Source organism: Psychrobacillus soli (assembly GCF_006861775.1).
Classification (GTDB): domain Bacteria; phylum Bacillota; class Bacilli; order Bacillales_A; family Planococcaceae; genus Psychrobacillus; species Psychrobacillus soli.
In genome coordinates this window covers 1-12,826 of sequence record NZ_VDGG01000016.1, presented here as the reverse complement: position 1 = coordinate 12,826, position 12,826 = coordinate 1, and the positions used below count along the sequence as shown (strand labels likewise).

12 protein-coding genes are annotated in these 12,826 nt (G+C 37.3%); 6 read left to right on the top strand and 6 right to left on the bottom strand.

Going from position 1 to position 12,826, the window contains the following annotated elements; all coding sequences use genetic code 11:
- Window positions 1-69 precede the first annotated feature (69 nt).
- The gene (locus tag FG383_RS21470; protein WP_281285300.1) at window positions 70-204 is read right to left on the bottom strand and encodes a hypothetical protein; all 135 of its coding nucleotides are present in this window, start codon (window positions 202-204) and stop codon (window positions 70-72) included.
- Window positions 205-303: 99 nt separating this feature from the next.
- Window positions 304-1,536, bottom strand: a complete 1,233-nt coding sequence (locus tag FG383_RS09250; protein WP_142607130.1) for an aminopeptidase — start codon at window positions 1,534-1,536, stop codon at window positions 304-306.
- A gap of 191 nt (window positions 1,537-1,727) precedes the next feature.
- Between FG383_RS09250 and motA the strand changes: the two genes are divergently transcribed.
- The 4 genes from motA to FG383_RS09230 all read left to right on the top strand — a co-directional run bounded on the left by motA (window position 1,728) and on the right by FG383_RS09230 (window position 5,527).
- Window positions 1,728-2,531, top strand: a complete 804-nt coding sequence (gene motA, locus FG383_RS09245; RefSeq protein ID WP_142607129.1) for a flagellar motor stator protein MotA — start codon at window positions 1,728-1,730, stop codon at window positions 2,529-2,531.
- On the top strand, window positions 2,515-3,282 hold the full coding sequence (gene motB, locus FG383_RS09240; RefSeq protein ID WP_142607128.1) for a flagellar motor protein MotB: 768 nt from the start codon (window positions 2,515-2,517) through the stop codon (window positions 3,280-3,282). The genes motA and motB overlap by 17 nt, the downstream gene beginning before the upstream one ends.
- A 239-nt stretch (window positions 3,283-3,521) precedes the next feature.
- Window positions 3,522-4,622 carry a PfkB family carbohydrate kinase gene (locus FG383_RS09235; RefSeq protein ID WP_142607127.1) on the top strand — a complete coding sequence of 367 codons (1,101 nt, stop codon included), beginning with the start codon at window positions 3,522-3,524 and terminating at the stop codon, window positions 4,620-4,622.
- On the top strand, window positions 4,619-5,527 hold the full coding sequence (locus tag FG383_RS09230; RefSeq protein WP_142607126.1) for a pseudouridine-5'-phosphate glycosidase: 909 nt from the start codon (window positions 4,619-4,621) through the stop codon (window positions 5,525-5,527). Before FG383_RS09235 ends, FG383_RS09230 begins: the two co-directional genes overlap by 4 nt.
- A gap of 58 nt (window positions 5,528-5,585) precedes the next feature.
- Here the strand turns inward: FG383_RS09230 and FG383_RS09225 are convergent, their stop codons facing one another.
- Together FG383_RS09225 and FG383_RS09220 are read right to left on the bottom strand one after the other, a co-directional pair.
- On the bottom strand, window positions 5,586-5,807 hold the full coding sequence (locus tag FG383_RS09225; protein WP_142607125.1) for a DUF1128 domain-containing protein: 222 nt from the start codon (window positions 5,805-5,807) through the stop codon (window positions 5,586-5,588).
- Between the two features lie 65 nt (window positions 5,808-5,872).
- Window positions 5,873-7,240 carry an alanine/glycine:cation symporter family protein gene (locus tag FG383_RS09220; RefSeq protein WP_142607124.1) on the bottom strand — a complete coding sequence of 456 codons (1,368 nt, stop codon included), beginning with the start codon at window positions 7,238-7,240 and terminating at the stop codon, window positions 5,873-5,875.
- A 198-nt stretch (window positions 7,241-7,438) separates the two neighbouring features.
- Between FG383_RS09220 and FG383_RS09215 the strand changes: the two genes are divergently transcribed.
- Window positions 7,439-7,813, top strand: coding sequence for a YtxH domain-containing protein (locus tag FG383_RS09215; RefSeq protein WP_142607123.1), 375 nt, complete (start codon window positions 7,439-7,441; stop codon window positions 7,811-7,813).
- 23 nt (window positions 7,814-7,836) lie between these two features.
- Complete coding sequence (locus FG383_RS09210; RefSeq protein WP_246096941.1) at window positions 7,837-8,802, top strand: YihY/virulence factor BrkB family protein; 966 nt, start codon at window positions 7,837-7,839, stop codon at window positions 8,800-8,802.
- A 13-nt stretch (window positions 8,803-8,815) separates the two neighbouring features.
- On the opposite strand, the gene FG383_RS09205 is transcribed toward FG383_RS09210, so the two are convergent.
- Window positions 8,816-10,717, bottom strand: coding sequence for a heavy metal translocating P-type ATPase (locus tag FG383_RS09205; protein ID WP_142607121.1), 1,902 nt, complete (start codon window positions 10,715-10,717; stop codon window positions 8,816-8,818).
- A gap of 145 nt (window positions 10,718-10,862) precedes the next feature.
- Window positions 10,863-12,392: a fumarate hydratase gene (locus tag FG383_RS09200; RefSeq protein WP_142607120.1), complete on the bottom strand. Its 1,530-nt coding sequence runs from the start codon at window positions 12,390-12,392 to the stop codon at window positions 10,863-10,865.
- Between the last annotated feature and the right edge of the window lie 434 nt (window positions 12,393-12,826).

Below are 12,826 nucleotides of genomic sequence, written 5' to 3'. Positions count from 1 at the left end.
TAAAAGTGTAAAGTAATAAATCAACAATTGGAAACAAAAAAACAACCGCATAAAATGCGGTTGTTTGGATTATTTAGAAGGTTTAGGATCTACTGAAATCGAATCATGAGAGTTCATACCCTTAGCGAAGTAATGTAGGATAGTAAAACCAGAAATTCCTATACATACTGCAAAACCAAGAACTGTAACTGTGAATAAGCCCATTATTAAACACCTCACTAGTTATGATACTATTATTATAGCTTATCTTTCTTGAAAAAGTAAGAAGAAATATTTAGAAACAAAGCCTTCCGCTAAATAGTCTTAAAATGCCCAGTTTCCATCGCGGAAGATAGGTTCTAAAGATCCATCTTCTTTAATGCCATCTATATTCATTTTGTCTGAACCAATCATAAAATCTACATGCGTGATACTCTCGTTTAAGCCATTTTCTGCAAGCTCTTCACGACTCATCTTCTTGCCACCTTCTAGACAGAAGGCATATGCACTTCCGATTGCCAAGTGATTGGAAGCATTCTCATCGAACAATGTGTTGTAAAATAATAGATTAGAATTAGAAATTGGTGAATCATGAGGTACAAGCGCAACTTCTCCTAAATAGTGAGAACCTTCGTCTGTAGCAACAAGGTTTTCCAGTACGTCTTGACCTTGTTCTGCTTCTACTTTTATGATGCGACCTTTCTCAAAAGTGACTGTGAAATTGTCAATAATATTTCCACCATAGCTTAATGGTTTGCTACTCGCTACATATCCTTCCACACCTGTTTTCAAAGGAACAGTAAATACTTCTTCTGTGGGCATATTTGCCATGAAATCTTCGCCTTTTTCGTTTACACTACTAGCGCCACACCATACATGTCCTTTTGGAAGCTCAATTGTTAGATCTGTTCCAGGAGCTGTATAATGTAGTTTTTGATAGTTTTTATCGTTTAAATAATCTACTTTCGTGTGTAAAAGGGTATCATGCTCTTTCCAAGCAGCGACTGGATCTTCTAAATCTGCGCGAACTGCTTTGAAAATAGCTTCCCATAGTGCCGGTACTTGCTCTTCTTCTGCAAGTTCAGGGAATACTTTGCTTGCCCAATCTTTAGATGGGGATGCGATTACTGTCCAACTGATTTTATCCGATTGTACATATTGACGATACTTACTTAAAGCTTGCCCGGAAGCTTTTTGGAATGCAGCAATTCTAGCTGTATCTACCCCTTTTAAAAGATCAGGGCTTTGACTCATGATGCTCATAAATGCGGCACCTTCTTCAGCTAAAAGCTCTCGCTCTTGTACTTTCCAAGAAGGGAAATAGTCAAAAGAATCATTTGGAGCTAAATCATAGCGTAAACGGGTAATCTCATCATCAGCAAAGTCTACAAATACTTGCGCTGCCCCAACTTCATAAGCTTTTTTCGTGATTAAGCGGACAATTTCCACACTATCAATCGAAGCCGCGACGTATAATTTTTGGCCAGGTTGAATATTTACCCCAACTTCAACGGCTAATGCAGCATATTTTTCTAATTTAGTTTTAAACGATGACATATACATACTCCCTTTCTATACTTACTTTTATAGTATCAGTTTTACGAATGAGATGACAATATTCGTTGGCAGTAAAAGTAGAAAATTGTTCAATATTAATAAACTTATCTTATTGAAAAGAAAGTTTGATATTCAAATTTTATTAATAATGCCGAAATAAAGTACAGAAATAGAAAGTGGAGGTTACGAATTTGGATATATCTACGGTTGTTGGTCTTATTGTTGCTATAGCTTCCTTATTAATAGGAATGTTTTTTAAAGGAGTTACACCCGACGCACTATTAAATCCAGCTGCTATTTTTATCATTATTTTTGGTACTGTAGCTGCAGTTGTTATCGCATTTCCGATGAGTGAGTTAAAACGAGTTCCTAAACTTTTTGGGGTACTCTTTAAAGATAATAAACTAGAATCAGATGCAGAAATTATTAAGATGTTCTCTAGTTGGGCAGATTTAGCTCGTAGAGAAGGGTTACTTGCTTTAGAAAGTAAGTCTACCGAGGTAACGGATTCCTTTTTGAAAAATGGACTAACATTAGCTATTGATGGTCAAAATGCGGATTATATTCGAGATGTATTAACCGAAGAAATTGACGCTTTAGAAGATCGTCATGCGGGAGGGGCTTCTATTTTCTCTCAAGCAGGGACGTATGCACCGACACTTGGAGTACTTGGAGCAGTTATCGGCCTAATCGCAGCCTTAAAGGATATGAATGATATTGATAAGTTAGGCGCTGCAATTTCAGCAGCATTCGTTGCGACGCTAATGGGGATTTTCACAGGGTATGTAATTTGGCATCCATTTGCTAATAAATTAAGACGTAAATCCAAACAAGAAGTTCGTCAAAAAACGATGATGCTAGAAGGAATTCTTTCTGTATTGGAAGGAGATTCCCCTCGTGTTATTGAACAAAAATTAGCTTCTTATTTGTCGATGTCAGACCGCAGGAAAATTTTAGGTGGAAGCGGAGAGGATGGCCTTGGCAAGGAAGCGTAAAAAGCATAGAGAGGAAGAACATATGGACGAGTCTTGGCTTATCCCATATGCAGATATTCTCACATTATTATTAGCGTTGTTCATCGTACTTTTTTCAACAAGCACGATAGATCAACAGAAATTGGATAAGATGTCGCAAGTATTTAACCAAATTTTCGATGGTGGAACGGGTTTTATGGATAATCCGTCTCCATTAGATGTACCAGTATTACCAAATAAGACGAATGAGTCAGACGAAAGCTCTGCATATATAGAAGACCAACGAGCATTAGCAGGTATTCAAGATAGTGTGGATGAATATATTGCAGTGAATGCGTTAGAAAAGCAATTTGCTACTAAATTAACAGATGAAGGTTTGTTAGTGACAATTCGGGATAATATATTGTTTGAGATGGGACAAGCGGAAGTGAAGACGGAGTATCGACAAATCGCAGAAGATATAGCGGATCTTCTCGTATTTGATCCGCCTAGAAACGTTGTTATTACTGGACATACAGATGATATTCCTATATCAAGTATTGAATTTTCATCTAACTGGGAACTAAGTGTTATGCGTTCCGTTAATTTTTTGAAAATTTTAGTAGAAAATAATACGATTGATCCCCTTTATTTTAGTGCGAAAGGATATGGGGAATTTAGACCTGTAGCTTCCAATGATACTGCGGAAGGTCGTGCTCAAAACAGAAGAGTCGAAGTACTTATTCAACCACGTGTTTTAGAAGACGGTACATTAAATGACTCACCACAGTAATACTACTAACTGACAACTAATTTTTGTTGTCAGTTTTTCTTTTGACTTTTCGTAACAAAAGTTTATAATTAAAACAAAAGTTCAACTTATTCAGCTGGAGAAAACTCCAACTGAATAAAATTGAAGCCTCCGGCGGATGTCACAGACTTTTAAAGGTATTTTATCGAGCGTGGTCGATAAAAGTCTGGACGCAAATACGCCAAGGTGAATTTGATTCTTGAAAGAAAGGAGGAAATTAGTTGGACTCAAAAGAAGTTAAGATTTTGAACTATCTTAAAAAGAATCCATACGCTTCTCAGTTAGAAATTGCAAATGAATTACAAATGTCTAGACCTGCTGTTGCTAATATTATTTCCGGGCTTATAAAAAGTGGAAAGATAACTGGAAGAGCCTATATTTTACCTGAAAACAAAGAAATTATTTGTATTGGCGGAGCAAATGTAGACAGGAAATATATAGTAAAAAGCAACTTGCAAATGGGTACGTCCAATCCAACGACTAGCTTACAAAGCATTGGTGGAGTTGCAAGGAATATTGCTGAAAACTTGGGAAGATTAGGTCATAGTGTACGCATGCTTACTGTAGTAGGCAATGACATGGAATATGAATCCATCGAAAAAGCTTCGAGCCCTTGGATGAATTTATTTTCTGTTGAAAAATTATCAAATTATCACACAGGGACATACTCCGCGATATTAGATACACATGGAGAAATGTTGTTCGCATTAGCAAACATGGACATTTACGATCAATTTACAGTGGAATATTTGAAGAAGCAAGAAACACATTTAACGAATGCTCAACTGCTAATCATTGATATGAATTGTCCAAAAGACGTAATTGAATATGTACAAGCTATTTCAATAGGTTATAAAATACCACTCGCAATTATTCCGGTTTCTTCGCCTAAGATGAATAGAATGCCTGAGTCTTTAGAAGGGATCGAGTGGTTAATAACGAATAAAGATGAGGCGGAAACTTATTTCCAAATGACCATAGAAGACGACTCTTCATGGAAAAAAGCAGCAGAATTATTTGTAGAAAAAGGAATAAAACAAGTAGTTGTAACAGGTGGTAGCAAAGGTGTCGTAGTTGCTGGACCGCAGATTGATACAACTATAGCACCAGCAATACATGCAGATGACATAGTAGATGTAACGGGAGCAGGAGACGCATTTGTTTCTGGAACATTACATGCATGGCTAGAAGGCGCCCTGATAAACGAAGCGGTACAAACAGGGATGGTCAATGCCAATAAAACACTTCAGTCCCCTGAAACAGTTCGTACGGAACTTACAAAAATCGGTTTAAAAAATGAAATGGAGGAATATAGATTATGAAACAATATTTATCATACTCACAAGAAGTAGAACAAGGAATGGCGGCTGGGAAACCAATCGTAGCTTTAGAATCAACAATTATTTCACATGGTATGCCTTATCCACAAAACGTAGAAATGGCTAAAAAAGTGGAACAAATTATTCGTGAAAATGGAGCAGTACCGGCAACAATTGCGATCATGGATGGCGAGATTAAAATCGGTCTTTCAAACGAAGATCTTGAAACGCTTGCTACAAGTAAAAATGTAAGAAAAACATCTAGAAGAGATCTTGCATATGTAGTTGCTTCTAAAGAAATTGGCGCTACTACAGTTGCAACAACGATGATTTGTGCGGAGCTTGCAGGCATTAAAATGTTCGTAACAGGTGGTATTGGTGGTGTGCATAGAGGTGCTGAAACGACAATGGATATTTCAGCTGATCTAGAAGAACTAGCTTCTACAAATGTAGCAGTAGTATGCGCTGGAGCAAAATCTATTTTGGATATCGGATTAACATTAGAATATTTAGAAACAAAAGGTGTGCCAGTAGTAGGTTTCGGAACAGATGCATTCCCAGCTTTCTACACAGCAACGAGTCAATTTGCTGCTAACTTCCGTTTAGACGAGCCTAAAGAAGTGGCTGATATGCTTAAAGTGAAATGGGAGCTAGGATTAAACGGAGGAGCAATTATTGCAAACCCAATTCCAGCAGAATTCTCATTAGACGAAGCTTATATCAATGACATCATCCATACAGCTTTAAAAGAAGCAGATGAAAACGGTATTAAAGGGAAAGACGTGACACCTTTCTTACTTGGAAAAGTAAAAGAATTAACTGAAGGTAAATCATTAGAATCGAACATCGAACTTGTGTATAACAATGCAAGAGTTGGAGCTCAAATCGCAGTTGAATTGAATAAATAATTTTGTCCGGTCAAAAAATAAAAAATTCCTTCCCAACGTTACATTGGGAAGGAATTTTTTATTTGCGTAAACTTCCAAGTTCAGCGGCAATAGCTTGCATTTCACTTGGGCTAAAAGAATCTCTTTTTTTCACCATTTCATATAGATAGACTAAATCTTCATATTGAGATGCATTAAAATGTTCGGATTTCATTGCATCGACATTTACCATACGAAGCTTTTCTTTTATAGTCTCAATCATAAACGCAACATTTTCAACAGATGGTTCTGATAAATTCATTTTGTATTCCTACCTTTCATACATTAGAACTTTATCATTTCACGCCTAAGTTCGATTGTCAAATACTAAATTGACTTTGCAGCTTTAGCAGCAGCCTTTTCTTCTTTTAACTTTTCTTGAATCCGTTTTGTTTCATATATTACAATACCAGAAAGTCCAAGTAAACCTATTAAGTTCGGAATCGCCATCAAGCCGTTTGCGATATCGGAGAAAGTCCAGATAAGATCAAGCGAAACGACAGCTCCGATAGGTACCATAATAACAAATGCGATACGATAAATGATCAATAAAGAAGGATTTTTAAATAAGTACTGGAAACATTTTTCACCGTAATAAGCCCATCCAAAAATAGTAGAAGTAGCAAAAAAGATTAATCCAATCGCTACAACATATGGTCCAAAGTCACCTAAGAAATGTCCGAAAGATGCAGATGTTAACTCGTTTGCAGCAAGACTAGTATCTTTGTACATACCAGACATGACGATTGTAACGCCAGTAATTGAACAAATAAGGAATGTGTCCAAAAATACCTGTGTCATCGAAACAAGTGCTTGTCGTCCAGGTAAATCCGTTTTTGCAGCAGCTGCAGCAATAGGAGCAGACCCGAGTCCGGCTTCATTGGAGAACACGCCACGAGCAATACCATATCGAATAGCGGCACCAATTGCCCCACCAACAGCAGCCTCACCGGAAAATGCCATTCTAAAAATAGTAGCAAATGCGTCAGGAATTGCAGTAATATTCATAATCATAACCAATAGACCTGCTATTAAATAGAATACCGCCATGATAGGTACAAAAATTGCTGTTACATTACCGATTGACTTAATACCTCCAAGAATAACAAGTGCGGTAAATAACATAAGAACCGCTCCAGTAATCCAAGTTTCTAAACCAAATGTCGATTTTACAACTCCAGCAACAGAGTTAGATTGTGTTCCGTTACCAATACCGAATGCTGCAAGCGCACCAAAAATTGCAAACAATACAGCTAGCCATTTTTGCTTAAGCCCATGCTCTAAATAGTACATCGGACCACCGGCCATTTGACCTTTAGCGTCTTTCACGCGAAATCTTACCGCTAATATAGCTTCACTATATTTTGTTGCCATCCCAAAGAATGCAGAAACCCACATCCAAAATATGGCACCTGGACCACCAAGAACAACTGCAGTTGCGACCCCAACGATATTACCGGTACCAACCGTTGCAGCTAGAGCAGTGGTAAGTGCTTGGAATTGAGAAATATCCCCTTCAGCCGACTTGTCATGATTTCTAGAGAATACTAGTTTTAAAGCTGCAGGCAATAACCTTATTTGTAGTACACCTACTCGTACTGTTAAATAAATACCCGTCCCAACGATTAAAATGAGGAGCGGTATTCCCCATATGACAGAAGAAATGCTGCCTAAAATCTCATTCAACTTCTCCATTTTAAAAAAACTCCTTTTCTAGTTTTTATTCGATAAACCTTTCTTCCCTTTCTATTAGATTTTCCCCTATTGCTAATATTCAATAAATTAGAGGCGTAGTCAAGAGAATTTTAAAATTTAAATAAGAAATACGTTGTTTTATTCCTCCGAGTCAGGGGTATAATTAATACATATCAAGTTACATACGGAGGTTATGAGATGGGTGAAAGCAAATTTATTAAAGGCGTAGTATGTGGTGCTCTTATTGGTGGTGCATTAACTATGTTAGATAATAAGACAAGAAATGCAGTTCTCTATAAATCGAAAAGTATCGGACGTCAAATAAAATACTACAGTACAAATAGACAGGAACTAATAACAACTATTGAAGATCAATTTACAAAATGGAAATCATTCTACGAACAAATTAATTCTGATGCGACGTACATATCGCAAAAAGTAAATGAAGTAAAAGAAATGACACCTCAAGTCAAAACACTTTTAACTGATACGAAAGAAGCATTTGAGCAATCCAAAGAGGAATACAAATCGATTGTCGTTCCTGAAACGGATGAGCATATCGTTAAACAATAATGAACATAGAAGGAGAGGATGAAGTGAAACATAAACAGGATCAAAATCATGTTGATGAAGAGCGTTCTTCATCCTCGACTAATTGGTTTAGTAAGTTAAAATTTCTTCATATAAAAAAGAAAGAAAAAAAGATAGAAGAGCCCCAAGATCTAACGACATGGGAAGGGTATTTTAAACATTTAATCGTACATATTCAAAAAACAGATTTAACAGGATTAGCAGCTCAACTTGCGTACTTCTTTTTATTATCATTATTTCCTTTACTTATTTTTATTGTTACGTTATTACCATATTTAAATTTGGAAGAGGCGCAAGTATTTCGCTTTCTAGAAAATTATGCTCCACAGGATGTTTATATTCTTATAGAAGATACTATTTCAGATATATTAATAACTAGAAATGGTGGTTTGTTATCATTCGGGATTATCGGCACTATTTGGTCAGCTTCTAATGGAATGAATGCAATAGTAAAATCATTAAATAGATCGTATAATCTCGACGAAACTCGACCTTTTTTTATCGTACGAGGTTTATCCGTTATCTTCACATTACTAATGATTGTTTTGTTTGTCATAGCACTTGTCTTGCCAGTGTTCGGCCAACAGATTGGTACTATCTTATTTTCTTATTTTGGTTTTGAAGAAGGATTTATAAAACTATGGAATAACTTGAGATGGACGATTACTCCGCTAATTATGCTAATTGTGTTAATTGCATTGTTTTGGATTGTACCAAACCAAAAACTTTTTTTACGTAGTGTATTACCGGGAGCATTGTTTGCAACAGTAGGATGGATTATCGTATCTCTAGGTTTTTCTTACTATGTTAGTAATTTTGGAAATTACTCTTCCACTTATGGTAGTATAGGAGGGATCATTGTACTTATGTTATGGCTGTACATCTCCGGAATTTTACTATTAATAGGTGGTCAAATAAATGCTGTTGCGCAAGAACGTAAAATAGCAATAGAAAAAGCAGAGGGGAAATAACCCTTCTGCTTTTTTACGCATTTCTATTTAGCATCCTTAAACCATTTAAAATTACTAAAATTGTACTTCCTTCATGACCAATAACTCCTAAAGGTAAGTCTACCGCTTGTAAGAAATTAGAAATGATTAACACGGTTATGACAGCGATAGAAAAAATAATATTTTGTTTCACAATTCGTTGCATTTTACGGGACATTTTTACGGCATAAGCAATTTTCGATAAATCATTTTTCATAAGGACAACATCGGCAGTTTCGAGTGCTACATATGTTCCTTCGCCCATCGCAAATCCTGTCGTCGCTGTTGCAAGTGCAGGAGCATCATTAATACCATCTCCAACCATTCCTACAAATTTATACTCTTTCAAAAGCACCTTCATATGTTCTACTTTTGTTTCCGGAAGACATTCAGCGATATAATGATCGATTCCCGCTTCTTTCGCAATTACTTTTGCGGTTGTTTCATTGTCTCCAGTGAGCATAACTGTTTTAATACCTAATGAGTGGAGAAGTTTTATCGCTTCTTTCGCTTCCTCACGTACGGTGTCTTTTAATGCGGCCGCTGCAGCAATTCCTTTTTCATCTCGCATAAAGATAACCGTTTTTCCTTCTGCTGCTAATGTTTCTGCAATACCATGATGGAATGCGAGTGCATCTTCTTTATTTACAAAGTCAGGTTTACCAACGAGTACTGTTTGCCCATTGATGTTCGCTTGTATACCATAGCCAGCTCTATCCTCAATAGGAAGATGAGGGAGCTTTCCAATTCCTTTTGACTTGGCATAGGCTGTAATTGCTTGTGCTAAAGGATGATTGGACTGCGCTTCTATCGTTGCCAATGTAGTTAGTGTAGCGTGCAATTCTAAATCTTCCCGAACGAAGAAGTCTGTAACAACTGGCTTGCCTTGTGTTAGCGTTCCAGTTTTGTCGAGTGCAATTGCTTTCATCTCACTGACGTTTTCTAAGTGAACGCCACCTTTAAACAAAATACCACTTTTTGCTCCATTTGAAATGGCCGCAAGTGTTGCTGGCATGATAGAAGCAACAGGTGCACAAGGCGATGCCACTACTAATAAAACCATCGCACGATAGAAAGTAGTGTTCCAATCCCATCCGAGTAAAAAGTGTGGAAGGAATAGCATGAAACCAACTGCAATAAGTACAACCTTAACGTAAGTGCCTTCAAATCTTTCGATAAATTGCTGTGCAGGTGATTTCTCATCTTGAGCAGACTGAACTAATTGAATAATTTTTTGAAAAAGAGAATCTTCGTTTGCTTTTGTCATTTCCATTGTAATAGCGCCACTAATATTAACTGTACCGGCAAATAATTCATCATTTACTTGCTTTGATACGGGGAGTGATTCACCACTAATTGCCGCTTCATCAATGGATGTTGCTCCAAGCATAACGATTCCGTCAGTAGGAATCCGTTCTCCCGGTTTTACAACTAAATGATCTCCTAACGTAAGTTCACTAATAGAAACGCGAGTCGTCAGCCCGTCACTGTTTAGTTTCCAAGCTTCTTCTGGTTGAAGCTCCATTAATGAAGAGATTTCTTTATTGCTTTTATTCATCGTATATGTCTCTAACGCACCACTAACGGCGAAGATGAATATTAATATAGCTCCCTCGGTCCAATATCCGATGATAGAGGAGCCAATAGCTGCTAAAATCATTAGCATTTCCACATTTAGCTCTTTGTCACGTATCGTAGCTTCGATACCTTCTTTTGCTTTGGCAAATCCACCGATTACAAATGCTAGCATATAAAGAATAATAGAAAATGTTTCGCTCCCAGCTAACCAGGCAATTAAAATAAGTATCCCTGAAAATAGTGCAGCTACCAATTCTGCATGATGTATTATTATTTGAGTGATCGGTTTTCTTGGTATAAATTCTTGTACTGTTGACATATAGTACCCTCCCTGATAATGAATTTCACTCTTATTTGAGTGTATAAAATAGCAAAAATGGATTTCTGGGTAGAAATCCATTTTATATTCGTTACTAATTTATAATCATTATAATGTAGTGGAGGTGAAACGTCAACAGATTAGATTAATTATAAACTGGCTCTTTATAGTTCGCTAATTTTTCTAAGGAAGATTTATCTACATCTGCATGTAAGCTGTTTCCATGAGAGTCCATCGTTACAACAGCGGTGAAGTTCTCAACACGCAAATGCCACATTGCTTCTGGAATACCGAACTCCATTAAATCAACGCCTTCAACATCTTTAATACAGTCAGCGTAATACTGTGCTGCTCCGCCAATCGCATTCAAGTAAACGCCACCATGTTCTGCTAATGCCGCAAGTGTTTTCGGACCCATACCGCCCTTACCGATTACTGCGCGGATACCAAATTTTTTCATAATATCGCCTTGATAAGGCTCTTCCCGAATAGACGTTGTTGGACCAGCAGCACGCACATGCCATTGACCTTCATCATCTTTTTGCATAACTGGACCGCAGTGATAAATAATATGCCCATCTAAATCAACTGGCGCATCATTACTCATTAAATGATGGTGAATTGCATCGCGCCCTGTATACATGCGACCAGTAATAGACACGACGTCTCCAACTTGAAGGGAACGAATTTGTTCTTCTGTAATAGGAGCTTGAAGTTCCACTACTTTTTTAGGTGCTTCTTCCGTAGTTTCATCTTTGAATTCAATTTTTTCTCCGTCTTGGTAATGCCATTCGATAATTTCACCAGTCGTTGGATTAATATTAATTGCCATACGACGGTATGCCCAACAGTTGTATGCAACAGATACGTAGAAACTTGCTGGAATACGGTGCATGACACCAACTTTACAACCAAGTAAAGTTGCTTCTCCGCCGAAGCCCATTGTTCCAATACCTAATGTATTTGCTTTTTCTACAATATACGCTTCTAAACTAGCAAGATCTGGATTTGGATTTGTATCTTCGACATGACGGAATAATTGTTCTTTTGCAAGATCATATCCAGAAGATCGATCACCACCAATACCTACTCCGATAAAGCCTGCAGAACAACCTTGTCCTTGAGCTTGGTAAACAGAATGTAAAATACATTTACGAATGCCATCTAAATCACGTCCAGCACGACCTAAACCTTCTAACTCAGTTGGTAAGCTATATTGAATATTTTTGTTTTCACAGCCGCCACCTTTTAAGATGAGCTTCATTTCAATATAATCTTCTTCCCATTGTTCAAATTTGATAACAGGAATACCTTCACCGAGGTTGTCACCACTATTTGCTCCCGTTAGGGAATCTACAGAGTTAGGGCGAAGCTTTGCATCCTTTGTAGCGCTTACAATCGCACGTTTAATCGCTGCCTTTATTTCTAATTGGTTAACGCCAATTGGTGTTTTAATCTTGAATGTTGGTAAACCAGTATCTTGGCAAATAGGAGAAACATTGTTATCTGCCATTTGAATATTATTCGTGATGGTATCTAAACTCATGGCTGCTCGTGTACCTGCATTTTCTGCTGCTTTTGCTTTTTTTATAGCGCGTCGTACGTCTTTTGGAAGATTCGTAGATGTTTCGGTAATTAAGTCATAAATACTTTTTTCTAATTTCTCCAATTGCATGTTGTTAACGCTCCTTTTATGTATGAAAGTTCTAAACACTTTTCAGTATACTATTATATTTCTATTTAAAAAAGGGTAGTTCCATTGAGAGTCAATCAAAAAAATGGCGTGTCGGAGCATACTCATTCGTTTCCGTAACAAAAGTGCTAAAGCGCCTGTCCCTCCCCGATATAGCAAAAATGGATTGATGCACATAATAAGGATAATGCGTCGTAACAGAACTATTAGGTGACCACTAGGATTTTCGCTGCAGTCGTACGCTTTCCCACGGGTAAGCGATGAGCCTTCACCGCCGCTTAGGCGGACGTGCACTGCACCCCATTTATTAGACACATGAATGGGATGTCATAATATGAGAAAACGATTTAGCTTAGAAGAAAAATATCAAGCTGTTCTGCTCTATTTATCCGGTCGTTATTCTTACCGCGAAGTTG